Annotated in this window: 22 protein-coding genes; 11 read left to right on the top strand and 11 right to left on the bottom strand. The window is 39.7% G+C overall.

The window, feature by feature from the left end:
* Positions 1 to 299: 299 nt before the first annotated feature.
* The 3 genes from C4H12_RS06205 to secDF form a co-directional block, all read right to left on the bottom strand.
* Positions 300 to 587, bottom strand: coding sequence for a hypothetical protein (locus tag C4H12_RS06205; RefSeq protein ID WP_106098137.1), 288 nt, complete (start codon positions 585 to 587; stop codon positions 300 to 302).
* Between the two features lie 234 nt (positions 588 to 821).
* Positions 822 to 2,228, bottom strand: a complete 1,407-nt coding sequence (gene lpdA / locus C4H12_RS06200) for a dihydrolipoyl dehydrogenase (RefSeq protein ID WP_106098136.1) — start codon at positions 2,226 to 2,228, stop codon at positions 822 to 824.
* A gap of 55 nt (positions 2,229 to 2,283) precedes the next feature.
* Complete coding sequence (secDF, locus tag C4H12_RS06195; protein WP_106098135.1) at positions 2,284 to 5,274, bottom strand: protein translocase subunit SecDF; 2,991 nt, start codon at positions 5,272 to 5,274, stop codon at positions 2,284 to 2,286.
* Between the two features lie 815 nt (positions 5,275 to 6,089).
* Here secDF and C4H12_RS06190 point away from each other — a divergent pair.
* Positions 6,090 to 8,333, top strand: coding sequence for a nitric-oxide reductase large subunit (locus tag C4H12_RS06190; RefSeq protein WP_106098134.1), 2,244 nt, complete (start codon positions 6,090 to 6,092; stop codon positions 8,331 to 8,333).
* A 105-nt stretch (positions 8,334 to 8,438) separates the two neighbouring features.
* On the opposite strand, the gene C4H12_RS06185 is transcribed toward C4H12_RS06190, so the two are convergent.
* Complete coding sequence (locus C4H12_RS06185; RefSeq protein WP_254424835.1) at positions 8,439 to 8,645, bottom strand: hypothetical protein; 207 nt, start codon at positions 8,643 to 8,645, stop codon at positions 8,439 to 8,441.
* A gap of 130 nt (positions 8,646 to 8,775) precedes the next feature.
* On the opposite strand from C4H12_RS06185, the gene C4H12_RS06180 reads away from it, so the two are divergent.
* Genes C4H12_RS06180 through trpA form a run of 9 tightly spaced genes read left to right on the top strand, consistent with a single transcriptional unit; the run spans position 8,776 to position 17,627 of the window.
* Complete coding sequence (locus C4H12_RS06180) at positions 8,776 to 9,960, top strand: hypothetical protein (RefSeq protein ID WP_106098133.1); 1,185 nt, start codon at positions 8,776 to 8,778, stop codon at positions 9,958 to 9,960.
* Complete coding sequence (locus tag C4H12_RS06175; RefSeq protein ID WP_106098132.1) at positions 9,957 to 10,868, top strand: AAA family ATPase; 912 nt, start codon at positions 9,957 to 9,959, stop codon at positions 10,866 to 10,868. The genes C4H12_RS06180 and C4H12_RS06175 overlap by 4 nt, the downstream gene beginning before the upstream one ends.
* Positions 10,869 to 10,919: 51 nt before the next feature.
* Positions 10,920 to 12,203, top strand: a complete 1,284-nt coding sequence (locus C4H12_RS06170) for an anthranilate synthase component I family protein (RefSeq protein ID WP_106098131.1) — start codon at positions 10,920 to 10,922, stop codon at positions 12,201 to 12,203.
* A 19-nt stretch (positions 12,204 to 12,222) separates the two neighbouring features.
* On the top strand, positions 12,223 to 13,854 hold the full coding sequence (gene trpD, locus C4H12_RS06165) for an anthranilate phosphoribosyltransferase (RefSeq protein ID WP_106098130.1): 1,632 nt from the start codon (positions 12,223 to 12,225) through the stop codon (positions 13,852 to 13,854).
* 28 nt (positions 13,855 to 13,882) lie between these two features.
* Complete coding sequence (locus C4H12_RS06160; protein WP_106098129.1) at positions 13,883 to 14,611, top strand: indole-3-glycerol phosphate synthase TrpC; 729 nt, start codon at positions 13,883 to 13,885, stop codon at positions 14,609 to 14,611.
* Between the two features lie 49 nt (positions 14,612 to 14,660).
* Positions 14,661 to 15,062 carry a DUF4279 domain-containing protein gene (locus tag C4H12_RS06155; RefSeq protein WP_106098128.1) on the top strand — a complete coding sequence of 134 codons (402 nt, stop codon included), beginning with the start codon at positions 14,661 to 14,663 and terminating at the stop codon, positions 15,060 to 15,062.
* A complete protein-coding gene (locus C4H12_RS06150) occupies positions 15,059 to 15,664 on the top strand; it encodes a phosphoribosylanthranilate isomerase (protein ID WP_106098127.1) in 606 nt (201 codons plus the stop codon). Before C4H12_RS06155 ends, C4H12_RS06150 begins: the two co-directional genes overlap by 4 nt.
* A complete protein-coding gene (gene trpB, locus C4H12_RS06145) occupies positions 15,665 to 16,870 on the top strand; it encodes a tryptophan synthase subunit beta (RefSeq protein ID WP_106098126.1) in 1,206 nt (401 codons plus the stop codon).
* Positions 16,860 to 17,627, top strand: a complete 768-nt coding sequence (gene trpA, locus C4H12_RS06140; protein ID WP_106098125.1) for a tryptophan synthase subunit alpha — start codon at positions 16,860 to 16,862, stop codon at positions 17,625 to 17,627. Before trpB ends, trpA begins: the two co-directional genes overlap by 11 nt.
* Here the strand turns inward: trpA and C4H12_RS06135 are convergent.
* From C4H12_RS06135 to C4H12_RS06115, 5 genes are all read right to left on the bottom strand, one after another.
* On the bottom strand, positions 17,624 to 18,856 hold the full coding sequence (locus tag C4H12_RS06135; protein WP_106099443.1) for an NAD(P)/FAD-dependent oxidoreductase: 1,233 nt from the start codon (positions 18,854 to 18,856) through the stop codon (positions 17,624 to 17,626). The two genes, trpA and C4H12_RS06135, sit on opposite strands and share 4 nt — an antisense overlap.
* A gap of 107 nt (positions 18,857 to 18,963) precedes the next feature.
* Positions 18,964 to 19,398 (bottom strand): PepSY-like domain-containing protein, encoded by a 435-nt coding sequence (locus tag C4H12_RS06130; RefSeq protein ID WP_106098124.1) that lies wholly within the window; start codon positions 19,396 to 19,398, stop codon positions 18,964 to 18,966.
* Between the two features lies 1 nt (position 19,399).
* Positions 19,400 to 19,846, bottom strand: coding sequence for a PepSY-like domain-containing protein (locus C4H12_RS06125; RefSeq protein WP_106098123.1), 447 nt, complete (start codon positions 19,844 to 19,846; stop codon positions 19,400 to 19,402).
* Positions 19,847 to 19,983: 137 nt separating this feature from the next.
* Complete coding sequence (locus tag C4H12_RS06120) at positions 19,984 to 20,379, bottom strand: PepSY-like domain-containing protein (protein ID WP_106098122.1); 396 nt, start codon at positions 20,377 to 20,379, stop codon at positions 19,984 to 19,986.
* Positions 20,379 to 20,822 (bottom strand): PepSY-like domain-containing protein, encoded by a 444-nt coding sequence (locus C4H12_RS06115; protein ID WP_106098121.1) that lies wholly within the window; start codon positions 20,820 to 20,822, stop codon positions 20,379 to 20,381. The genes C4H12_RS06120 and C4H12_RS06115 overlap by 1 nt, the downstream gene beginning before the upstream one ends.
* Positions 20,823 to 21,169: 347 nt before the next feature.
* Here C4H12_RS06115 and C4H12_RS06110 point away from each other — a divergent pair, with 347 nt between their 5' ends.
* Positions 21,170 to 22,288 (top strand): formimidoylglutamase, encoded by a 1,119-nt coding sequence (locus C4H12_RS06110; RefSeq protein WP_106098120.1) that lies wholly within the window; start codon positions 21,170 to 21,172, stop codon positions 22,286 to 22,288.
* Positions 22,289 to 22,303: 15 nt separating this feature from the next.
* On the opposite strand, the gene mfd is transcribed toward C4H12_RS06110, so the two are convergent.
* Both mfd and C4H12_RS06100 read right to left on the bottom strand, forming a co-directional pair.
* Positions 22,304 to 25,636, bottom strand: coding sequence for a transcription-repair coupling factor (gene mfd, locus C4H12_RS06105; protein ID WP_106099442.1), 3,333 nt, complete (start codon positions 25,634 to 25,636; stop codon positions 22,304 to 22,306).
* 132 nt (positions 25,637 to 25,768) lie between these two features.
* A complete protein-coding gene (locus C4H12_RS06100; protein WP_106098119.1) occupies positions 25,769 to 26,311 on the bottom strand; it encodes a DUF4199 domain-containing protein in 543 nt (180 codons plus the stop codon).
* Between the last annotated feature and the right edge of the window lie 285 nt (positions 26,312 to 26,596).

Genomic DNA, 26,596 nt, shown 5'->3' with positions numbered 1-26,596 from the left:
ATTTTTTTAAGAAGAAAAACTCCATAAGCCAGCTCACTATAAAAAAACCGCAGTACTCACCTCATAGTAAGTACTGCGGTTTTTCTAATAATAAAATGACCTATTAGCCTACTTAAGCCTATTTTTTTCTTCTTCCACCCCTGTATTTCTTATGTTTTCATTTACCTCCTTGCCTTTCGCAAAATCATAACTAATACCAATGCCAAACTGCCTACTATTACTAATTGAATAATATCTATTATAAACACCATTGAAATCGTATTCACTTTTAGAACGAGACGTCTTAAAAATATCTATTGCTAAAGTTTTTTTGCCCAAAACAGACTGAGCTCATCACTATATCCCAATTTTTGCTTGTATTGAAAATAATGACCCAATGAGCCTACCCAGCCGTCTTTTACAATAGTACTTATTTTTATCACACCTGCCTTTGAGCTATCCACACTAGCATCAATCTTATCAACCACTTCAATACTTTTAATACTTTTTACAGGCATTTCTTTATTGGTTAAGTTCCCTGTAATACTATACTGAGAAAAAACAAATAAAGGACAAAAAGACAGAAAAAATAAGATAATTACTCTCATATTAAAAATGCAATTTAATCTCCATTTGATGTGAAAAATCAATCTTATACATTCATTACCCAATTAAACTCTACACCAGATATAAAAAACTTTGCCAAAGTCTTATAGCCTCTTCTGCTACAAACTTTGGCAAAGTATAATATTGCTAATTCACTAATTCACTCATTTGCTCATTCACTCATTTGCTAATTTACTAATGTGCTCATTCGCTCATTCACTCATTTGCTAATTTGCTCACGCGTGTATCGCTCTATTTTCAGTAGCAGCAAGAGCAGCTTCCTTCACAGCTTCAGTAAAAGTCGGGTGAGCGTGGCAAATACGAGCAATATCCTCAGCACTAGCCCTAAACTCCATAGCCGTAACAGCTTCAGCTATAATATCTGCTGCACGGGCACCAATAATATGCACCCCTAATACCTCATCAGTCTTAGTATCAGCCAATATCTTCACAAAGCCATCAGTTTCCATACTAGCACGGGCACGTCCTAAGGCACGGAAAGCAAATTGCCCTACCTTGTAGCTTACACCTTCAGCCTTCAGCTGTTCTTCACTCTTGCCTACACTAGCTACCTCAGGAGTGGTATATACTACCCCTGGTATGCAATTGTAGTCAATATGAGGTTTTTGTCCTGCCAGTTGTTCCACTACCAGTACACCTTCTTCTTCAGCTTTATGGGCAAGCATAGCCCCACGTACCACATCACCTATAGCATATATGTTCCCCACCGATGTTTGCAAGTGGTCATTCACTATTACCCTACCGCGTTCATCAGTAGTTACACCAGCAGCGCCAAGGTTCAGTCCTTCAGTGTAAGGACGCCTACCTACCGCTACCAAGCAGTAATCACCTTCTAAGCTAAGCTCTTCACCTTTAGGGGTAGTAGCTTTTACAATTACAGTATCCCCTTCACGGGTTACCTCTTTCACCTGATGCCCTGTATAGAATCCAAAACCTTGTTTCTTAAGCACTTTAGTAAGCTCACGTCCCAAGCCTCTGTCCATAGTAGGTATAATACTATCAGTGTATTCCACTACCGATACTTTAGCCCCCAAGCGTTGGTACACCTGTCCCAATTCTAAACCTATCACACCCCCACCTATTACGATAAGGTGCTGAGGTACTTCTTTTAGCCCTAAGGCTTCTGTCGAAGTGATAATGCGCTCTTTGTCTATTGTAATAAAAGGTAATGACGCTGGCTTTGAGCCCGTAGCAATAATAGTGTATGTAGCTTCAATTGTTTCAGCAGCACCCTCATTAGGGGTTACCTGTATTTCATTCTTTGAGAGGAAACTACCCACACCCTTCAGTACATCTACCTTGTTTTTATCCATCAAGAATTGTACTCCAGCACAAGTTTGTGCCACTACCTCGTTTTTGCGGGCAATCATCTTTTCTAAACTAAAACTGATTTCTCCGCTTATGGTAATGCCGTGCGCATCAAGGTGTTTTACAGTATCGTCATAATGGTGTGACGAATCTAACAACGCTTTAGAAGGAATACAGCCTACATTCAGGCAAGTACCTCCCAAAGTATTGTATTTCTCAATCAAGGCTGTTTTAAAGCCTAATTGTGCAGCCCGTATAGCGGCTACATAGCCTCCAGGCCCCGATCCAATAACTGCAATGTCGTATTTTTTCATATTATTAAAAGCAGAGGCTACTCATCTCTGAATAGCCTCTTTTATTTAGAAATTATTATTTTTTAAGCTCTGCTTTAGGCTCTGATTCATCTTTTACAGTATCATAGATGATAGGAGCCGCTACAAATATAGATGAATAAGTACCTACAAATACACCTATAATCATAGCAAACATAAAGCCTCGTAAGGTCTCACCACCAAAAATAAAGATAGTTACCAATACCGCCAATGTAGTGAACGAGGTGTTCAGCGTACGGCTAAGGGTAGTATTCAGTGCGTGGTTAATCTTCTCACGTGACCAGTGTGGCTCGCGCATTACCTCCCTAATACGGTCGTAAATAATCACCGTGTCGTTCAATGAGTAACCCACTACTGTCAGAATAGCAGCTATGAACGCTTGGTCTATCTCCATATTGAAAGGCATAATGCTGTAAGTAAGTGAGTAAATACCCAATACCAAAAGCACGTCGTGAGCCGATGATAGGATCGCACCCATCGAGAATTGCCATTTGCGGAAACGGAACAATATATACAAACCAATCACTATTAGCGAACCAATTACCGACCAGAATGCACTGCTCTTAATATCTTCAGCTATGGTAGGTCCTACCTTCATTGATTGCATAATACCTATCTTATCACTTGAGTTTGCTTGCGCAAAGTCATTGTATGAAAGTCCTTGTGGTAAGAAGCTTTGTAAGCCTTTGTATAGTAACTCTTGTACCTCGTTATCTACCTCAGTACTTTCTTCCTCTACTTTGTATTTAGTAGAGATTTTCACTTGGTTAGGAGCACCAAAAGTCTTCACCTCTACATTACCTAAGTCATTTTTCAACGCTTCACCCACTTGGGTTGGGTTCACTTCGTGTTCAAAACGCACTTGGTAAGTACGTCCACCCACAAAGTCAATACCTTGATCTAAACCACGAGTAAATAGTGAGATAAGACCTATAATACTTAGTACGATCGAGATTGCATAACCTATCTTGCGTTTGCCTATAAAGTTCAGATTTACATTAGCAAGCCAATTCTTCGTAATAGGAGTACTGAAGGCAAGGTTATGGCGTTTCTCAACACTGTAATCAATAAGTAAACGGGTGATAAAGATAGCAGTGAATAGGGTAGTAGCAATACCTATAAGTAGGGTAGTAGCAAAACCTTGAATAGGACCACTACCAAAGAACAACAATATAAGTGCTGTCAAGGCAGTAGTAATGTTAGAGTCTAAGATAGATGATAAAGCGTGTTTAAATCCATCTACCACAGCTTGTGCTACGTTCTTGCCCTTGCGCAACTCTTCTTTTGAGCGCTCAAAGATAAGCACGTTCGCATCCACCGCCATACCTATGGTAAGTACTATACCCGCAATACCTGGTAAGGTAAGCACCGCACCAATACTTGCAAGTACACCAAATATAAGAAGTATATTCACTAGCAGTGCAAGGTCAGCATAAATACCTGCACGTCCGTAGTAGAATATCATCCATCCAAAAATGAAAATAGTAGCAATAAAGAACGACATCATACCGCTGTCAATAGCCTCTTGTCCTAATGAAGGCCCTACTATTTCCGATTGTACAATGTCTGCCCCAGCAGGTAGTTTACCCGCACGAAGCACGTTTGCAAGGTCAATAGCCTCATTTAAAGTAAAGTTACCTGTAATCTCCGAACGACCTCCCGAAATAGCTCCATTGCTCACCCCTGGTGCCGAATATACTATATCATCAAGTACAATAGCTATATTACCTCTCTCTGTAAAGGCTTTACCAGTAAGGTTTTCCCAAATACGAGCCCCTTTACTATCCATTTGCATTGATACTGCTGGTTGGCTTAGTACATCATAAGTTTGGTTCGCATCAGTAATTACATTACCAGTAAGTGGTGCTACACCATCACGATTGCCTTTCAAAGCATATAACTGTACAACCGAAGCTTTACTATCTGGCTTGCTCCATACAAATTTAGCATATTGTAACTCTGCAGGTAATAGTAGTTTAGCTTCTGGTGAATGAAGATAACTATTAAACTGCATAGTATCTTTAATACTTACTGACAAAATAACTGGCGAAGTTTGATCTCTAGTTATTGTAGCCAAACTAAATAGCGGATTAACAGCATTTTGTCCAGCCGGTACCGAATCTTTTTGTGTAGTAGTAAGTAATGAGTCTATAGCACTACTTGCACTTTGCGTAGCTGCAGTAAGTGTATCAGTAGTAGCTGCTGGTTTTTTGTTAGCAGTTGTAGTCTTAAGTTGTTCGTTGAGAGCCTGGAAATAAGGAAGCACGTCTTTTGCTTTAAAGGTTTCCCAAAACTCAAGTTGCGCAGTACTTTGCAATAACCCCTTTACTCGGTCTATATCCTTAGCTCCTGGAAGCTCTATAAGAATACGCCCAGAGGTACCCAAACGTTGAATATTAGGCTGTGATACCCCAAATTTATCAATACGTTTACGCAATACTTCAAAAGCCGAAACTATTGATTCGTCCACTTTACGACTGATAATAGGACGAACTTGGCTGTTGCTCATCTGGAAGTTTATTTGATCGCTAAGTGTCTTGTTAGCGAACACATCAGGTGAAGCCAATTTTCCTCCATTTTTCTCGTACGCTTCAAAGAACAATTCCAAGTAAGTTCTATCTGTCTTACGAAGCTGTTCATCGGCTTCCACTAATGATTTGTTAAAGATGGGATCTTTTGAGTTGTTTGCAAGTCCACGAAGAATATCTTTTACCGAAATTTGCAAAATAACATTGATACCGCCCTTTAAGTCAAGCCCTCGGTTCAATTCCTTTTCTTTTATTTCAGCATAAGTGAACTTTGCAATACCGATGTTATACACATCGCGCCCCAACATTGAGTCCAAATACTTAGCCTCCACAGCCTCACGCTTAGTAATGTAGTCAGCTTGAGTATTAGGTACTTTTGCCTCAGCAAACGCTTTAGCTTTGTCTTCCACACTACCTGCCACATACGTAAATGAAAGTTGGTAAATACTTACCAGCCCAAAAAGTAAGGCAAATAGTTTAATAAGTCCTTTGTTTTGCATTTTTTAAAAATTAATTACTTATTTTATATCTTCAAACGGCAAAGGTATATCTTTTGCCGCAAATACAAAAATTTTCTTAAAAAAATATTTTCACTTTTTTTGAATGATACTGATTATCAGTAGGGTAGTTTTTATCATTTAGCACTCTTTTACTTCCCTTCTCCTTGCTCTACTAATGCCATCATCGCCCCTGCCTCCCAAAGTCTTCTCCACGCCCCAAGCATTTTCTTGTACTTCCTTTCTTTTTCTTCTCAAATTGCATTATTCGTAATAAAATCCAATTTTTGTTACGATTTATGCAAAAGCAATCTTCCTCATACCATAAAAACATACTCTCCTAATAATCAATATTTTAATAAATTACTCCACCTCCAAGAAGCATACACCTACCTTATAGGATGAACGAAGGATAAACGAACTGTAAACGAACTATAAACGCAAACCAACTGATAATCAGTCAAATTCTTCTTATACCCTATTTTGCATATTTCGCAACAAAACGCCCAAAACATTGCATATCCTTCTTTTCCTTTACTTCCCGCTACACTACAGCAGCAGCACTCCCTCCCTTTACCTCCTCTTTTCCCCAATTTAGTAGCAAACTTGCTCTTTTCTTCTCATTATTTTTATCTTTTTATAGCTTGAAGTATATTTGTCTAAAAATCAGACTTTTTTGTCCAACATTTAAGGATTTTCACCCCCTTAATCAGTCTTTTTTTAATTATTAATTGAAAAAAAATCTTCATTTTTTATTTAAGATAACAATATCTTTTATACCTTTGCGCCCGAAATTTTAAAACACTAACAATTTTATTATGACAGCAAAAAAATTGTGGATCTGGTTAGGGGCTACAGTAGCAGCCTCTTTCTTGGTGCTTATCTTTTTCGGTGTAGAAATATACCGTACAGCACCTCCTTTCCCCCAAAAAATCGTAACTACTAATGGGGAAACGCTCTATGAAGGGCAAGACATCAAAGACGGTCAGAACGCTTGGCAATCAATAGGCGGACAAACCGTAGGAAGTATATGGGGACACGGAGCTTACATAGCCCCCGACTGGAATGCCGATTACCTCCACCGAGAGTCTATGCTCTTATTAGATATCTTTGCTCAAAAAGACGGAAAAGTCTATAAAGACCTCCCCGAAGAAGAGCAAGCCAAGTATCAAGTACAGCTCCGAAAAGAGCTTCGTACCAATACTTTCAATCAGCAAACGGGGGTTATCACATTCTCTCCCGAGCGTGCTCAAGTAGCTAAAGAGTTAGCTAACTATTATAGCCAACTCTTTATGGACGACCCTGCACTTGAGCAAACACGTGACCATTACGCCATCCCCAAGAACGCCATCAAAGACCCTGCCCGTATGGCACAAATGAACGCTTTCTTTACTTGGACCTCTTGGGTTTGCAGCACCAATCGCCCTAATGACGATGTTACCTATACCAATAACTGGCCTTACGACCCTCTCATTGGTAACCACCCTTCTACTTCATTGCAGATGTGGTCAGGCTTTAGCGTACTGATGCTCCTCTTCGGGGTCGGATTACTCGTGTATTACCACGCTCGCAACAAAGAAGAAGAAACCTCCGATACCTTCCCTTCCCAAGATCCTTTGCGCAATATGAAGCCTACCCCTTCAATGAAAGCAACCCTTAAATACATCTGGATAGTGTCTTTGCTTATCATCGTCCAAATGATTTCTGGGGTTATTACAGCTCACTATGGGGTCGAAGGCAGCGGCTTCTTTGGCATCCCTCTCGATGTAGTACTGCCACAGGCCATTTCTCGTAGCTGGCACGTACAGTTAGCCATCTTCTGGATTGCTACCTCTTGGTTAGCTACAGGTCTGTATATAGCTCCTGCCGTATCAGGGTATGAACCCAAGTACCAACGTCTTGGCGTGAATGTACTCTTTGTAGCCTTGCTTATCGTAGTATTAGGCTCATTAGCAGGCCAATGGTTAGGCGTAATGCAAAAATTAGGCTTGGTCGAAAACTTCTACTTCGGGCATCAAGGCTATGAGTATATTGAGCTCGGTCGCTTCTGGCAAATCCTCCTACTTGTAGGTCTATTCCTATGGTTGTTCTTAATGGTTAGAGCTTTAATTCCAGCTCTCAAACGCAAAGATGAAAGTCGTCATTTATTGTTGTTATTCGTACTTTCATCAGTAGCTATTGCTGCCTTCTATGGCGCAGGGTTAATGTATGGTCGCCAAACACACATGGCAATAGCCGAATACTGGCGTTGGTGGGTAGTACACCTTTGGGTAGAAGGCTTCTTCGAGGTGTTTGCTACCGTAGTAGCTGCTTTCTTGTTCTCTCGCTTGGGCTTGTTACGCATTAAGGTAGCAAGTACAGCAGTGCTTTTCTCTACTATTATATTCTTAGCAGGCGGTATATTAGGTACTTTCCACCACCTCTACTTCAGCGCTACCCCTACAGCTGTATTAGCATTAGGAGCTACTTTCAGTGCCTTAGAAATCGTACCTTTGGTACTCATAGGTTATGAGGCATATCATAACTACCAATTGTCCAAAACTACCGAGTGGATTAAAGCCTACAAGTGGCCTATTTACTGCTTTATAGCTATGTGCTTCTGGAACTTCCTTGGGGCAGGTATCTTTGGCTTTGCTATAAATCCACCTATTGCTTTGTACTACATTCAAGGGCTTAATACCACTGCCGTTCACGGTCACGCTGCCTTGTTTGGGGTATATGGTATCTTGGGTATAGGGCTTATTTTATTCGTATTGCGAGGCTTGTATGCCGATCGTCATTGGAACTACAAAATACTCGGTTGGTCATTCTGGCTTATCAATATAGGCTTGTTCGTAATGTTAGTAGGCAGCTTATTGCCTATAGGTATTCTACAAGCAGTAGAAGCTATCCAAAATGGCTATTGGTCAGCACGCTCCGAAGAGTTTATGCAAACCGATACCATGCAACTCATCCGTTGGTTACGTGTTCCTGGTGATACGCTTTTAGCTTTAGGCGAATTGCTCTTGGTATACTTTATCATCGGTCTCAAAACAGGTTGGTCTCTCCGAGAAAAACGATAATCTCTTACAAAAATCCCTAAATGAAAAAAAGGCTATCTACATATTGTAGGTAGCCTTTTTTGCTTGAATATGAGTCAAAACAGATTTTTTTCTATATAAACGGAACTATCGCTTTCTTGTACCTGTTATCAGTGCCGTTATCCCAAACGATACAAAAGCTGGCAGAACCCACTCTATTCGGTAGGCAGCCAAAGGAAGCAAACCTTTAAAATCATTAATCCATTGTATGTGTAGTAAGTTCCCCATAATAAATAAACCCGATAGTACAGCCGTAAGTGTTACCCCCACTATATAAGGCTCATTGCTTTGCACTTTTTCATATCAAAAACAAATATTTTTCCTTATTTTCTTTCTTTTCCATTATCCCAATAAAAATTTGCTATTCCCCAAATTATTACTACTTTTGCAGCCTAATATCAATCCTTAGCCCCCTACCCCTAAAATGGACGATAAACTACTCATAAAAAAACGTATCGATTGGTTTTGCAAAAACAAAATCAACGCCTTTTCACCTACTATTTCCCCAGCCCCCAAAGCTCCCGAAAACAATGAAATCGAGAGCCTCTATGAAGGGCTGCTCTGGTTCGTACAACACGGCGTAAATGAACTGCTAATCCAAAAAAAATATATGGGTTCTTATTGTGATATTTACCTGCATAAAGAACTGGAAAATAGCTATTTAGTAAGCCGTAACGGCTATAAAATCAACCATCTAAAACCTCACTTATGGATGCCTGCTCTCACAGGGCTGCACCAGCGTCTTAACTGGGAAGGGGTATCCCTACGCATCATTCAGTCCGAACTGATGCCGTGGTCTGCTTTAGGTAAAGGGCTCATTACCAACGAGTTTTCAGCCTATTACATTTCTCACCACATACACTGTAATTACTTGCAAAATAGTGATTTGTACCAAAAAATAGAAGCCATACGCCAAAAACCCGAGTATCTGGCCTTCATCGCCGATGCCAAAAAACTCTCAGGCAAAGAACTCAAAGACAAATACCCTACACACATCATACGCCAGTACCAGTCAGTACGTGATTTTAAAATGCTTAATCTGCCTAATTATCAGGCAAATATTAACCTCTTTAAGCAGCAGTTAGATGTCTTCGGCACCGAGGCTCAAGTCTACTTTAAGCCTTTCAATATCCTTAAGCAAATTAATGACGATGGTTCCGAACTCTTTGTCAATGATAACCTTACCTTTGCCCAGGTGAATGACGATGATTTCTTGCATTACACCTTTGCCAACGAAGCCGAACTCCAAGCCAAGTACCCCCAAATACGCGCTTGGGTCGATGAACTCACCAATCACAACGAAGAAGGCGTAGTTATTAAGCCTCGAACAGCTTTCTTGCCTTCAATGCCTCCTGCCTTTAAGGTACGCAATAATAACTACCTCACCCTTATATACGGAGTCGATTTTCAAGACCGATTAGCCGAACAAATTAGCAAACGCAATATCAAAGGCAAACTCAAATGCTCAATCAACGACTGGGCTATCAATGCCAAACTCTTGCAAACTCCCTACTCCGATATCCACGAAGAAAATTACGAATTTAAAAACTTAGTACTCGACCGCATCTTGGGCGAAGAGATAGAAAATCAGTTAGATAGCAGATTATGAGTAAATTACTTATATTGGTGGGCGCTCCCGGTTCAGGTAAATCTACCTTCGCCCGTTACTTTTTGCGTACCGAAGATAATTGGATACGCGTAAACCGTGATGATTTTCGCCTAATGCAGTTCGGCGATTCCCTGATGATTCCTTTCTATGAGGAACGAATCAGCCAAATGGTCGAGGCGTCTGTACTCGCCCTTCTAAAAGGGGGTACTAATGTTGTGCTTGATGCTACCAACACTTCACTCCGCACTATCCAAGATATGGTAAGCACCTACACCCCTCACGCCGATATCAGCTTCAAGGTATTTAACCTTCCTGCCGATGTCCTCGTAAAACGCTGTGATAAGCGCTATACCGAAACAGGTAAATACATTCCCAAAAGCGTGGTCGAAAAAAACGTAGCCAACCTCCAGCACGCTATGGAAAAATTTGATTTTAACCCCATACCTCGCCAGATAGTACAGCCCTCCATTAGCTATAGCACACAGGATACATCTCTGCCCAAAGCCATAATTTGTGATTTAGATGGTACCCTCTCTTTGCTCAATGGTCGCGACCCCTACAATGCAGCTACCTGTGATAACGATCTCCTTAATGAGCCCGTAGCAGCAGCTCTCCAAATGGCAAAAGCTCAAGACTACAAAATAATCCTACTTTCAGGGCGTGAAGATAAGTTCCGCGAGCCTACCGTGCGCTTCCTTACCAAGCACCAAATAAGCTATGACTTGCTGCTAATGCGCACTACCAATGATTTCCGAAAAGATAATATCATCAAAAAAGAACTTTTCTTAGCCGAAATTCAAGGTAAATACTTTGTGCAATTCCTTTTGGACGACCGTAACCAAGTCGTTGATATGTGGCGAAAAGAACTTAACCTACCCTGTTTTCAGGTAAATTACGGTGATTTTTAATTGATAAATTAGTATTTTTTTGTATCTTTGCCCTTCCAAAAGTAATATTTTATGCATACTAAAGAACCTTTATATTATTATACAATCATACGTAAGCATTACAAAAATTCATACCTAGCCGAAGATAATCAGCAGGTTATCATTGGTATAGATTGTGAGTATTTTGACGCTTATAGCCATAATTATGCCTCACTCCAAGCCTATTACCAGCAGCAAACTCCCATAGCTCCCTTCGCAGGGCTCTTCGGGGTATTAGGGTATGAGGCTATTCATTTCTTTGAAAATATTCCCCAAAAAGATACAGCTCAGTATAACTTCCCCGCCTTTGTGTTTGCCAACGCAAAGGCTTATTTACATTATTCCAAAGTCAATAAGGTATACTCTTTTTACGGTGATGAGCAGCAGTATTTTAGCTTTTTAGAGGAAGAACCCCAAGCGGATACTCCCTCCCCCAAGCCTTATTATCGCATCTCTACCAATCTCAATCAGGAGCAAGCACACTTTTATGAGGTAGTTGAAAAAGCTAAAGAGTACCTACACGCTGGCGATATATTTCAGGTAGTACTTAGTGAGCAGCTTTGTTTAGAAAGTAATCTAGATTCCCTACAGTTCTATAAGTTGCTCAGCAAGGCAAACCCTTCGCCTTATATGTTTCACTTCCCCACACCTTATGGTGAGGTGGTAGGTTCAAGTCCCGAAATATTAGTCGAAATCAATTCCGATACTATATACATAGCCCCTATAGCTGGCACACGTAAGCGCGGTACTGATGCCAATCACGATGCCCTCTTAGCACAAGAACTATTGTCCGACCCTAAAGAGTGTGCCGAACATCGTATGTTAGTCGATTTAGCTCGTAATGATATAGGGCGCTTTGCCGAAAAAGGTACTGTACAGGTAAAGAATATGATGCACATCAAGCAGTTAGAGCACGTTATGCATATTGTAACCGATGTGTACGGACGAAAGCGCAAGGAGATATCCCTTTTTGAGGTGATTGGGGCAGTATTCCCTGCAGGTACCCTTAGCGGTGCTCCTAAAATACGTGCAATGGAAATCATAGCCGAACTGGAGTCCTACCGCCGTAATGTGTACGGAGGGGGCATAGGCTTCTTGCATTTTAATGGCAATGCACAGTTAGCTATTGTAATACGCAGTGCCTTCTTTGAAAAAACCGACTTTCTTAATACCGATAACACCCGCGTGTTTATCCAAGCAGGCGCAGGCATAGTGTATGATTCCACCCAAGAAAAAGAATATGCCGAAATCCAGCACAAAAGAGCCTCTGTATTAAAAGTATTTGAAAAAAACTGTACCTTAACCCCTAACTCCTAATCCCTAACTCCTGAAACCTATGATATTACTTATAGATAATTATGATTCATTTGTGTTTAATGTAGCCCAATACCTCTCCGAACTCACCGATGAGGAGGTGCGTACTGTGCGTAATGACCAGCTTACTCTTGCTCAAATACAAGCCCTTAAGCCTTCACGTATTGTGCTTTCACCAGGCCCTAAACATCCTAATGATAGTGGTATTTGCCTTGAAATACTTAACCAAATTACCGATATACCTATCTTGGGCATTTGCTTAGGGCATCAAGCATTTGGCTTAGTGCACGGGGCTACTATTAAGCGGCTCGAAGTACCTTTACACGGCAAAACTTCAACCCTTACAGTTACCGACCCTCAGGCACTACTTTTTAAAGGATTACCCCAGCAGTTTAGCGTAATGCGCTATCACTCGTTATATGTCGATAAGGATACTCTCCCACAGGAACTCACCGTAACAGCCCTTTCCGATGATGGTATCATTATGGCACTACAGCATAAAACCAAACCCATTCACGGCATTCAGTTTCACCCCGAATCGTTCTTTACAGAGTATGGGAAGAATATTATTAAGAATTTTATAGTAGGTACACAGCCTGTAGCCGCTGCAGCTCATAGTTCTAATGAGAAAGCCCTCTCTTATGCCAATGAGGTGTTCAAAACAGCTCTGAAAAAATTACAGGATAACCAGCCCTTGCGCGATACTGATTTTAAAGAAATATGTGCCGTATTACATAGCAAGCAGTATGACATTGTACAGTTAGGGGCTTTGCTGGTGCTTATCAGTGAGAAGAGCCTGTACCCACAATCGCTTACTGCTTTTGTACGTAATATTTTAGCTTATAGCACTACCTTTGCCGATTCTAGTTCTATGATTGATCTTTGCGGCACTGGTGGCGACGGACTTAAAACCATTAATATCTCTACCACTGTAGCCTTTATAGTAGCGGCTATGGGGGTAAAAGTAGCCAAACACGGTAATCGCTCTGTTACTAGCCAAAGTGGTAGTACCGATGTGTTAGCCCAATTGGGTCTCACTATGGAGTCCAATTTAATGAAACAGTTAGACGGATTAGATAAAAATGGCTTAGCTTTCTTTCACGCTCCTTTCTTCCACCCTTTGGTAGGCGAAGTGCGTGAGGTACGCCAGCGCTTGGGTATCCGTACAGTGTTTAATGTACTCGGCCCTCTATTGCACCCCAATACCAAACTGAAATACCAATTGGTAGGCCTATACCGCGAACCTGTTATGCGCCTCTATGCCGAAACACTACAGTTATTAGGCCGAGAACACGCTTTGGTAGTACGTGGTAATGATGGTTTAGATGAAATAACTCTTTGCGACGAAACCAAAATAGTCGAAGTAAAAAATAACCAAATATTGGAGTACACCATAACTCCCGAAATGTTTGGCTTTAAACGTGCTTTTCATTCAGATATACAAGGAGGTACTCCACAAGAAAATGCCGAAATACTCCGCCGCACTCTCAAAGGTGATGAATATGGCCCCAAAGCCGATATTGTAATCTTAAATGCTATGTTTGCTCTTTATGCAGCCAATGTAGTACCTCACCCTATTAATGCCAAACCTCTTATTGAAGAAGCCTTGCGTAGTGGTAAAGTGTGGGAGTATGCTAGCAAATTTATTAATTAGTATCACATTAGTATAACACTGTCTAATTATGGATATTCTTTCAAAAATCAAAGAACAACGCGAAATACAATTACATCGTGAAATAGAAGAATGGGCGCGCCCTTATTTAACGCAGGCTATACAACAACCTGGTATTAGCATTATTGGTGAAATCAAACGTGCTTCTCCCTCTAAAGGACAAATAGCAACAGAAGATTTCGACCTTCTAAAGCAAGCTCAACACTACGCAAATAACCGCGTAGCTGCCTTTTCTATCCTCACTGAAGAAGCTCACTTTAAGGGAGATAACGCTTTTATTCCCATTGTAGCCAAAGCTTTCCCTATGATGCCTATCCTCCGCAAGGATTTTATCTATACCCCTTTTCAGGTATTCCACGCCAAGAGTTTAGGAGCTTCGGCAATTTTGCTGATTGTACGTATGCTTACTGATGATGAGCTGATGTTCTTGCATCTGTTAGCACATTCTTTGGATTTAGAAGTATTAGTAGAAGTTCACAATAAAGAAGAACTACAACGCGCTTTACAAGTGCCTGATTTAGAACTCTTAGGTATCAATAATCGCAACCTCAATACTTTTGAGGTATCGCTAAAAACAACAGAGCAACTACTCAAAGCAATTCCCAAAAGCCAACGAGAAAAACTATTGATAGTAAGCGAAAGTGGCTATCACAGTAAAGAAGATATTGTATATGCCGAAAGTTTAGGCGTTGATGCTCTTTTAATAGGAGAAGCACTGATGAAAGGAGAGATTTTTTAATGACGAGGAACGAATGACGAGAGACGAATGACGAATTACGAGAGATAAGATGACAAAAGAAAAAACTAATATAAAACTTACTTTTATTGTGTATGGTGAAATGTTTGATATTGAGCAACTCACTCGCATTATAGGAGTAACTCCTACAGATCAAGCCTATAAAGGAGACCAACTGAAGTATCGCATTAGTGAAGAAACTTTTTGGGAATACAAATTTGCTCCTATAGAAACATTGCTTGTTGAAGATTGTTTAGCTGAATTTGAGCAAATGGTAAAACCTGTTTTAAAAGAACTTTCAGCTTTTATCAAAGATCATCAACTCACCTCTAAATTACAGTTTTGTGTAAATCACTATGAAATAAATGCAGCTTTGACTTTTGAAACTACTATTCTTGATATACTTCATCAACTCAATGGTGAGATTGATATAGACCAGTATTTTTACAAATGACCACTCAACTAAAAATATGTGGAATTCGCTCTCTTAGTGAAATCCAAGAACTGAAGGATTTGCCTATTGATTACTTCGGCTGTATCTTTGCGCCTAAAAGTCCGCGTTATGTGAGCGTGGATTTAGCAAAAGATATAGTTACTGAAATACACTCAGTTGGCAAACTGGCAGTAGGGGTATTTGTGAATACCCCTATACACGAACTACAACAAATTCAGCAACAAACAAACATTGATATACTGCAACTACATGGCAATGAAAGCGTTGAAGATTGTAGTACCTTACACAGCGCAGGCTACACTCTTTGGAAAGTCTTTTCAGTATACGATATTTTACCTGATATTACTCCCTATCAGCCTTATATTCAATATCCTTTATTCGATACCAAAGGCATTTCCGAAGGTGGTAACGGCACTCGCTTTAAATGGGAAATACTAAAAACTATGTCACCATACTCCTATGTTTTAGCAGGTGGCATTGAGGCTACCCACGTGCCGGAAGCACTAACCTATCACCCAGCAGTATTAGATGTGAATAGCAAGGTAGAACTTCATAATCGTAAAGACCGTTCTCTTGTAATTGATTTGATAAAAAATATATAAATGAATACAAAACCTAATAATAAAAAGGCTTACTTCGGAAAATTTGGTGGACAGTATGTGCCCGAAACAGCTATGTTCGCTCTTATCGAACTAGAAACCGAATACCAAAAAGCCAAAGCCGATCCTTCTTTTCAGGCCGAACTTGAAGACTTGCTCAAAAACTATGTGGGCAGACCTACTCCTCTATATCACGCCAAAAAACTAAGTGTCCTTTATGGTCACGATATTTACCTAAAACGTGAAGACCTAAACCATACAGGGGCTCATAAAATTAATAATGCTTTGGGGCAACTACTCCTTGCCAAACGTATGGGTAAGAAAAAGGTTATAGCCGAAACTGGTGCTGGCCAACATGGGGTGGCAACAGCTACTGCAGCGGCTCTCTTAGGTCTAGAATGTGATGTTTATATGGGAGCTGTCGATATGGAACGCCAAAAATTAAATGTTTTCCGTATGGAGCTTTTAGGAGCTAAAGTAGTTGCTATCAATGAAGGACTTAAAACACTTAAAGAAGCTACTACCGCTGCTATCCAATCGTGGGTAGCCGAGATTGAAACAGTTTTCTATGTTATAGGCTCAGCGGTAGGCCCTCACCCTTACCCTTCAATGGTTAAAGATTTCCAATCTATCATAGGTAAAGAATGTCGTCAGCAACTCACTTCTTTAGGCAAACACGCCGATCATGTTATTGCTTGTGTAGGAGGGGGAAGCAATGCTATTGGTATCTTCTCCGGCTTTTTAGATGATGATACTACGCACCTTTATGGAGTAGAAGCTGGTGGCTATGGTATCAATACCAATATGCATGCTGCTACTCTTACCTTAGGCAAAGAGGGTATCATTCACGGAATGAAAACCTATGTATTGCAAGATAAATACGGACAAATAAGCCCTGTACATTCTATTTCAGCTGGACTCGATTATCCTGGGGTAGGCCCTCAACACGCTTATCTTTTTGAAAGTGGTAAGGCTACTTACACCCCCATTACCGATGCCGAAGCTATGGATGCCTTAGTGCGTACTACTCGTGCCGAAGGTATTATCCCTGCTATTGAAAGTGCCCACGCTTTAGCTTACTTACAGCATTTATGCCCCAAATTACCTGCCGAACCCAAACAAACTATTATAGTAAATGTATCAGGCAGGGGCGATAAAGATATGCACACTGTATTTTCAGTATTAAAAGGAGAACATTATGAAGAATAAGAACATTACAGATATTTTTGCCGAAAAGAAGAAAGTAAATATCGGCTATATTGTTGCAGGCTATCCTAACATAGCTTTTACTCAAGAGTTTCTTAGTAAGTTAGATGACTCTGCTATTGATATGTTGGAAATAGGTATACCTTACTCCGATCCTTTAGCCGATGGCAAACACATAGCCGAAGCCTCATTTGCTGCATCACAAGCAGGTGTTACTACCGATGTAGTTTTTAACCTTCTTAATTCTGTAAAGAGCAAAGTACATAAGCCCCTTATATTTTTAGTGTATTATAACCTTGTATTTGCTTATGGCTTAGAAAATTTTGTTAAGAAGAGTGCCGAAGCAGGTATTAAGGGTATGATTATCCCCGATTTGCCTTATGAAGAAGCTACCGAAGTAGCCCGCCTACTAAACGCTTATAATATTGCCTTTATACCGTTAGTAAGCGTAACTTCTGGTAATCGTATTCCCAATATAGCCTCCCTAGCCCAAGATGGCTTTGTATATGCAGTAGGCTCATTAGGTGTTACAGGAAGCAAGCAAGTTGATTTAGGCAGATTAGAACAGTTCATAACGCAAATCAGGCAATATACCTCGCTACCTATAGCCTTAGGATTTGGTATAAAAACCAATACCGATGTACAAACTATGCGCCGCTATGCCGATGGTGTGATAGTAGGTACTAGCATTGTAATACTCACTCAAAGTAATGATGTAACATCTACTATGCAAGCTATTGAAAAACTCTTTGCTTACTAATCTTCCATCATTAATGAGATGTGATATCCCCCGGTCCAAGCATTTTGAAAATTAAAGCCACCCGTAACAGCATCTATATCCAGCACTTCCCCAGCTAAATAAAGATTTTTGAGGAGTTTGCTTTCATAAGTCTTGAAATTAACTTCCGAGAGTTTAACTCCTCCAGCTGTTACAAACTCTTCTTTAAAAGCAGCTTTTCCCTCAATAGTAAAACTTTGCGCACTCACAGCTTTGCCTAGTTGTTGTAGCTGTGCTTTATTTATTTCTGCCCATACTTGTTGCGGAGCAATACCTGCTACTTCTAGTAAGCCTATCCAAAGGCGTTTAGGTAGTTGGAATAAAGAAGTATTCTGTACTACTTTACGTCCTTGTTGCTGTTTTACATCTTGTAGTTGTGCCATAACTTCGTTATAGCTAAGTGGTTCACCAGCATTAGCAGTAAAATTTACTACCATTATACATTCATAGTTTAGTCCTTCTAATATCCTTGCTCCCCAAGCCGATGCTCGTAATACTGCAGGACCACTAAATCCTGTATGAGTAAAAAGTAAAGGTGCTGTCTCACTTATTTTTAAGTGCTTTCCTTCTTTACTTAATAATTCCAACCGAACTGTCACTGCTATCCCCGATAGTTCCTTTACCCACCTCTCAGTAGTATTAAAGGTAAAAAGAGATGGTACAGGGGGTACTATAGTATGACCTAATCCAGCCAATAGTTTCCATATCTTAGGGTTACTGCCAGTAGTAATAGCTATTTTACGTGCTTTATACGTGTGTGTAGGGGTCTCTACCTCCCAAATGTTTTCTGTTTGGCTAATAGCTTGCACATTTTGCTGGGTAAAAAGCTCAATACTATGTTTTTTTATTTCTATCAAAAAACAATTAATGATACTTTCCGAAGTATTTGAAACAGGAAACACTCGTCCATCAGGCTCAGTTTTTAAAGCTACTCCATGTGCTTCAAACCACTCCATTGTATCTCCACACATAAATCGATGAAAAGGGCTTAACAGTTCTTTACTACCTCTCGGATAGTACTTCACAAGTTCATCAGGGGTAAAAGTAGCATTAGTCAGGTTACAACGCCCCCCACCCGAAATACGTACTTTTTGTAGTACTTCTTTACTTTTTTCTAATATAGCAATCTTAAAGTGCGGATGCCTTTCTGCTACATTAATAGCAGTAAAAAATCCTGCAGCACCCCCACCAATAATCAGAAGATCATACATAATTAATAAGTAACAATTAATAAAAAAACTTTGCCAAAGTTCCACACTCTGGCAAAGTTCATTCCGAACATTTGCACCTTCCCCTTCATCAAGGGGCACGATACAAATTATTTCATCCCAATAAAGTTAAACTGCTCATCAAACTTCAGTTCTTGTCCATCAGTAAGTTCAACTTCGTATTTTTTATACTTAAGGCTACGCGACACTTCTTTAATTGATTCAAAAGGGAAAGTAGCCTGTACTTGTGTCAATATCTTCTCAGGCACTACGTGGTTAGGCACTCTACCCCTGCGCACTTTAATATCTTTCCAGTCTCCTTCTCCATTGAATTCTACTTCTAGTCCATCTTTAAAAATCACGCTGTATTCCTCATCATTATAATCAGTATCTTTCCATACCGAGGCAATATCAGCTACCAAAAAATACTGACGTACAAAGTTAATAGCATCAGCAGGAAGGTCATTAAATTCCACTTTTTTATCTTGTGCAGCTGCAAAGCCAAAACTCAAAACAGCCACAATAAGTAATAATCCTTTTTTCATTTTAGTCGTCTATTTTTATAAATTTACCTTTTAGGTTAAATATAAGTTCAATACCGTTTGATAAGTTTACCTCGTATTTAGTACGCCCCTTTTTAATCTCCTTAATAATAGTTCTAGGAAAGTTTTTCTGTACATACTTGCTTATTTTATGAGGAACAATTTTCGCAGGCACCTCACCACTTCTCGCTTTTACCTCATCCCATTCACCATTAGGGTAAAATTCCACCTCAGTACCATTAGCAAAAAGCACAGTATACTCACTGCGCACACCCTTTTCAGTATCTTGCCATACCGATACAATACTATTAGTCGCAAAATGTTCTTTAATAAAACTTCGCGCTTTAGCAGGAAGCCCCTCTACAGGTATAAGTCCCTCCTCTTGAGCAGTAGCCACCCCAAAAGTAAAGAGCGAAAAAACTACTGCCGATAATGTTTTTAGTGTATTCATCATTTTATTATAATACGTTTCACAATGCAAAAATACAAAAAATATGCCAATCAGCAAATTTGTATTTGCTAATCGGCATATTTATTTAGCCTGATAATTCGCTAATTCGCTAATTTGCTAATTCTCTAATTTGCCAATTAATAATTTCCCATCAACTCTCCATTATGATTGAAAAACAAATCAGTATGTGAGCCAATAAGATCTACCTTATAGCCAATATTAGTTTTCCTAATTCCCTCAATAATAAAACCATGTTGAGTAACATAATCAACTATTTTCTGAGGGAAAAAAGTCGTCGGGATACTATTCCCATCCTCAGCTTCCACCTTTACCCAATCACCAGTTTTAGTGAACTCAAGATCAGTATGATCCCTCAATTCAACCGAGTAACCATAAGTATCCCACTCTCTCTCAACTTCTCTAATTGAAGTGTATGGAAAGTGCGTGCTTATAAAGTTACGAGCTGGCTGCGGTAAGCGGGCGCATGAAGTCAATGCTAAGACTGCAAAAGCAGCTAAAAAAACTTTTTTCATTAGTTGTCAAATCTTAAAAATCTACCATTTGTGTCAAATTCCATTTCCAAACCATTGGTCAATTCTACCTCATAACCATAACGTTTTTTCTGAATTTTGTAGATAGAAGCACCAGCATAGTTGTTCTTTACATAAGTAGCAATACCATTAGGAATAATAGCAGCAGGAATCACACCAGTACGAGCTCTCACCTCTTCCCAATCACCATTTGCATAAAATTCAATCTCAGTACCGTTATTAAAATATACTTTATAATCTTGGTCATGAATATCATCATCCTTCCATACCGATGCAATATCAGTCACCTTAAAATGTTTCTTCACAAAAGCCTGAGCATTAGCAGGTAATTGATCAAAAGTAATAGGAAAATCCCTAGCCGATACATCTTGTACAGCTACAAATACTAACAAAAAAGTCGCAATTAATGATACTAATTTTTTCATCGTTCAATATGTTTTTTAAGTTTTACAGGGGCAAAAGTATAACTCAATTTGGGAAAAAAATAGGAACAACACTTCCTAATCTACTTTTTTGTCAATAACCCCACCCCACAAAAAATCCAACCACCCCCCAAACACAAAATAATACTCCTCCACCCACCTTATAACATACCCCCAACATCAGTAAAGACTGAACGAACGAATAACGAAGGATAAACGAAGGATAAACGAAGGATAGTTTTAGAACACAACAAAAGCCCCTACCTCCCAAAACCACCCCCCTAAAACTTGCTAATTCATAATAGTTTTGTACCTTTGCCCACAAAAATTAAAACTTATAAAGAAATTATATGTCACTATCATACCTACAACCCGTTGATGACACTTTTATATCCGAAGATTACAAACCCCAACAAGTAGGGTTCGTCATACAAAAACACCTCCCATCACTCGGAATCCCCGATCTTACCGATATCAAAATCGCCTTCTTCTGCCTCGATACCCTCAGCCAATCCTTTAACCGATTTCGCGAACACTTCTATTCCCTATTCGTCGGAAATTGGGATTTCAATATCGCCGATTTAGGTAACCTACCACAAGGCGAAACCCTCGAACAAACTCACTTCGCCATCAGCCAAATTGTAGCCCAGCTCATCAAAGAAGGCGTCATACCCGTAGTGGTAGGAGGCTCTCAAGAGTTCACCTACTCCCTCTACCGCGCCTTCGATAGCCTCGAGCAAATGGTAAACCTCGTAAGCGTCGATGCTAAATTCGACTTCGGTAACGCCGATGAGTTATTCGTCGAAAACTCCTATATGAGCCGACTCATATCCGAACCCCCAGTAAATTTGCTCGATTTTACCAATTTAGGCTACCAATCCTACTATGTAGCCCAAGAAGAACTCGATTTGTTAGAAAAAATGTGCTTCGAAGCAATCCGATTAGGTAATGTAACCAATGATTTGAAGAGTATAGAGCCAGCCATGCGCGATGCCGATATCGTAAGCATCGATATGACCAGCGTACAAGCAAAAGATATGCTCGCTATGGGTAATGTCAATGGATTTAATAGCCGAGAAATATGCGCCATCACACGCTATGCAGGCATCAGTAGTAATGTACAAGTAATGGGTATTTTTGAAGTTCCTAATACCGATTTAGCAAGCCAACTTGTAGCCGAAATGCTATGGTATTTCTGTGAAGGTAGCAACTTCCGTATTAAGGAATTGCCAGTAATTAACGATGAAAATTACACCAAATACATCGTCCCTATCGATGATATACAAATAGAATTCTTTAAAAGTACACAAACCGAACGCTGGTGGATGAAACCAGGCGGCGATAAGTATTCAGGGCCACAAAACCACGTACCATCGGGCTTAGTGCCTTGCCTCCCTCAAGATTATGAAGAGGCCATTCGCGGCTCCATACCCGAGCGCTGGTGGCGTACCTATAGGAAATCGGTATAACTCCCCCCCGATTTCCTATTGTTCTATCATTTGCATTACTTTTAAAGCTTGATATACGCTATTAATCCCCTCAAAATTAAGAAGTAAACGTAAGCCGTTGCGGGTTTCTTTTTCCTGCATACGGCACTTGTCGGGGTAGCGTTGTACGAAGAGTAATACCTTCTGGAAGCGCGCACTTTGGTAAAACGGACTGTTCTGGTCTGAAATGAAATAGCCTGTCATCTTCCCGTTTTTCATAACCAATTTCTCTATGCCCAAGCGCGTAGCAATCCACTTCACACGCACACTATTTAGTAAGTCAATAGCTTGTGAAGGCAACTTGCCAAAACGGTCAATAAGATTACTTTGATATTGTTGTAAGGCTTCCTCAGTAGTAAGGTTACTAAGTTCATTGTAAAGGTTCAGTCGCTCTGCTACTCTATTTACATAAGTATCAGGAAAAAGCAGTTCAAAATCAGTGTCTATTTGGGTATCACTAAGGTAAGTTTTATCCTCTTCAGCAGTGTGATATAGTTCCGAGAACTCATTCTCTTTCAGTTCTACAATAGCCTCTTGCAATATCTTCTGATACGTTTCAAAGCCTATTTCATTAATAAAACCACTTTGTTCACCGCCCAATAGGTCACCAGCACCACGTATTTCCAAGTCCTTCATTGCAATATTAAAGCCACTGCCTAAGTCCGAAAACTGAGCTATAGCTTCAATACGCTTGCGGGCATCATCACTCATAGCTACAAGCGGAGGGGTAATAAAATAGCAGAAAGCCTTCTTGTTACTGCGTCCTACACGTCCACGCATTTGGTGCAAGTCTGATAAGCCAAAGTTATGAGCATTATTAATGAAGATAGTATTAGCATTAGGCACATCCAGTCCGCTTTCAATAATAGTAGTAGCTACCAGCACATCGTAAGCACCCCCCATAAAGGCAAGCATGGTCTCTTCCAATTTCTTACCATCCATTTGCCCGTGTCCTACTGCAATACGAGCATCGGGTAGAAGCCGTTGTATCATACCTGCTACTTCCTGAATGTTCTCCACTCTGTTGTGCATAAAGAACACCTGTCCACCACGCTGAATTTCATAACGTATACCATCGCGTATTATCTCTTCGTTAAAAGGTACTACTTGTGAGTCTATAGGGTAGCGGTTAGGTGGTGGTGTATTAATAACCGATAAGTCTCGAGCCGCCATTAAGCTGAATTGTAAGGTACGTGGTATAGGGGTAGCAGTAAGGGTAAGTACATCCAAATTCTCTTTTAGTGTTTTGAGTTTATCTTTCACTCCTACGCCAAACTTCTGTTCTTCATCTACTATTAGCAGTCCTAAATCTTTATATTGCATTTTTTCACCTACTATCTGGTGTGTCCCAATAATAATATCTAACTGCCCTTTAGCAAGCTCTTCCAAGATGTTCTTTTTCTCTTTAGCAGTACGAAAACGATTCAGGTAATCAATCCTTACAGGGAAGTCTTTCATCCGCTGGCTAAACGTCTGGTAATGCTGAAAAGCAAGTACAGTAGTAGGTACTAATACAGCTACCTGCTTGCCATTATCTACAGCCTTAAAAGCAGCTCTTATAGCCACTTCAGTTTTGCCAAAGCCTACATCACCACATACCAGCCTATCCATAGGTTTAGCACTTTCCATATCAGCTTTTACATCAGCGGTAGCCTTGCTTTGGTCGGGGGTATCTTCGTACAGGAATGAGGCTTCTAATTCATTCTGCATATAGCTATCGTGTGCAAAAGCAAAACCTTGTGCTTCCTTGCGTTTAGCATATAGTTTAATAAGGTTAAAGGCTATTTCCTTCACCCGTGCTTTGGTTTTCTGTTTCAGTGCCTTCCACGCTCCTGAACCTAACTTGTATATTTTAGGAGGTTTACCATCTTTTCCGTTGTATTTAGTAATTTTGTGCAATGCGTGAATGCTTACAAAAAGCACATCGCGGTCACCGTAAATCAGCTTGATAGCTTCTTGATGTTTGCCCTCTACTTCTATCTTCTGTAATCCAGCAAATTTACCTATGCCGTGATCTATATGGGTTACATAGTCGCCTACTTCCAGTTGCATAAGTTCTTTAAGGGTGATAGCCTGTTTTTTAGCATACCCATTCTTCAGCTGAAACTTATAATACCGCTCAAATATCTGATGATCTGTGAATACATTTAGTTTGCGTTTGGTATCTACAAACCCCGCGTGTAAGGATAAGATAGCTGTTTGGTAATGCACCTTTTGATCCATCTCCTCAAAAATATCATTAAAACGCTTAGCTTGCTGCTCCGTACCACAAAGAATATAGTTTTGGTAACCCTTCTCGTGTTTGTCGTTTAAATAAGCTATGAGTAGCTCAAATTGCTTGTTGAATGAAGGCTGTGGAGTTGTGCTAAAAAGAATCTCTTTTTCTGTTTTAGAAAAAGATGAAGGAAGGTTTACTGTAATTTGCTGAAAGCCTTCTATCTGCTTTAAAAGTACCCCTGATTGGCAGTATAACACCTCAGGCTCACTGCGTTTTACTTCATTAGGAAGTTTTTCATAAATATCAGTAGCTTTGGTAAATAGCTTATCTATTTTACTCTCAAAAGTACTCATTTCTTTAGTAATCACAAGCGTTCGCTCACTGATGTAATCCAAAAATGATTGCCTTACCTCATCTCCTTCTTTGTTTTCCACATTAGGAATAATCGTTACCCCATTCAGTTGTGCTGTTGATAGTTGGCTCTCTACATCAAAAGTCCGGATACTTTCCACCTCATTGCCAAAAAACTCAATACGGTAAGGCTCATTATTAGAGAAAGAAAAGACATCCACTATCCCACCTCGAACCGAGAACTCACCTGGCTCAGTTACAAAATCAGTGCGATTAAAATTGTATGAGAACAATACCTCATTTAAGAACTCAATTGTTAACTGGTCTCCTTTACTTATTTTAAGAGTATTTGCTTCTAACTGCTTCCTTGTGATAACCTTTTCAAAAAGAGCTTCAGGATATGATACCACTACCAAAGGTGTAGTACTATGGCTTAGCTGGTTCAGCACCTCTGCACGCAATAGCACATTGGCATTATCAGTATCCTCTATTTGGTATGGCCTACGATAACTATCAGGAAAGAAGAGCACTTTTTGCTCTCCTATAAGGGTCTCTAAATCGTTTAACAGGTAAGCACTTTCTTCCTTATCAGGCAAAAGCACCAATAGCGGACGCTTAGTTTCGGCGTATACATTAGCAATAAGCAATGATAATGAAGCCCCCGCCAATCCATTGGCAACGGTACTATGCTCTGCCTTAATTTCAGCTAATAAATCTTTGTAAGCAGTATTCTCTGCAAATAATTGTAATAACTCTTTCACAATTAACAATTAAAAAAAATAACGATTAATAACTCCCCTCCAAAAAGCCCCAAAAACAGCCACTCTTATAACAAAAACTTTGCCAAAGTGTACTACTTTGGCAAAGCTAAAAATGTTTTTATATATTACTTATTAAAAAGCAGTTGTATCTTTATTTTGTTTCTTAACAGCACCTATAATAGCACCTATAATAAGCCCCCCTATGGTACTCCACATAACAGGTGAAAGGAATGTCCATACCACTGAAGGCTTGCTTTTAAGCATTTCTGCTTCAAAAGCCTCTAATTGTTCCTCATTCATAACCCCCATGGTTTCCAATTTTTCAACAGTTAAAGCAACTACTTTTTGGTAGAAATCGGGCTCAATAACAGTGTTTAAAAGTACAGCGTATGCACCACCAATAACTCCAGCTATAAGAGCTACAACAACACCTATTTTAACCCCTTCGCCTACAGTTAAAAAACCTCCATTAGCATCTTTGTATTGCTGAATGGCTGCCGAAATAAACCATATAAAAAGTCCTATACTTACTAACACAGTCAAAATACTCAACATTGTATTAGTTGAATAAATAATACCAGTTAGGTACTGTATTATGCTAAGAGCTACAGAAATACCTCCTAAAAGGAGTCCATTTTTAATAACAATACTTTTAAAATCAGCTTTTGTTTCCATAAAAAATATATTTAATGTTTAGTGCCGCAAAAGTATGAAATAAATCTGAACTTACAAATATTTTTTTAAAAAATGGGGCAATCACATAAAGGTTTAAATTACGTGAAAGCGGAAAGAAAGTTTTGAAATACTTACAAGTATTATTGTACAATCATCTCCGATTATCAAAGGATAAACAAAGGATAAGTTAAAGATGACTATAGAATTAAAGTAGGAAAGTAAGAGGGTAATTACAGTTGAGTATAAGTGTAGCAGTTAGTACTTACTGGAATAAAAAAACCACGC

Source organism: Capnocytophaga sp. oral taxon 878, from assembly GCF_002999135.1.
Taxonomy (GTDB): Bacteria; Bacteroidota; Bacteroidia; order Flavobacteriales; family Flavobacteriaceae; genus Capnocytophaga.
This window is presented reverse-complemented; position numbering and strand designations above follow the sequence as displayed.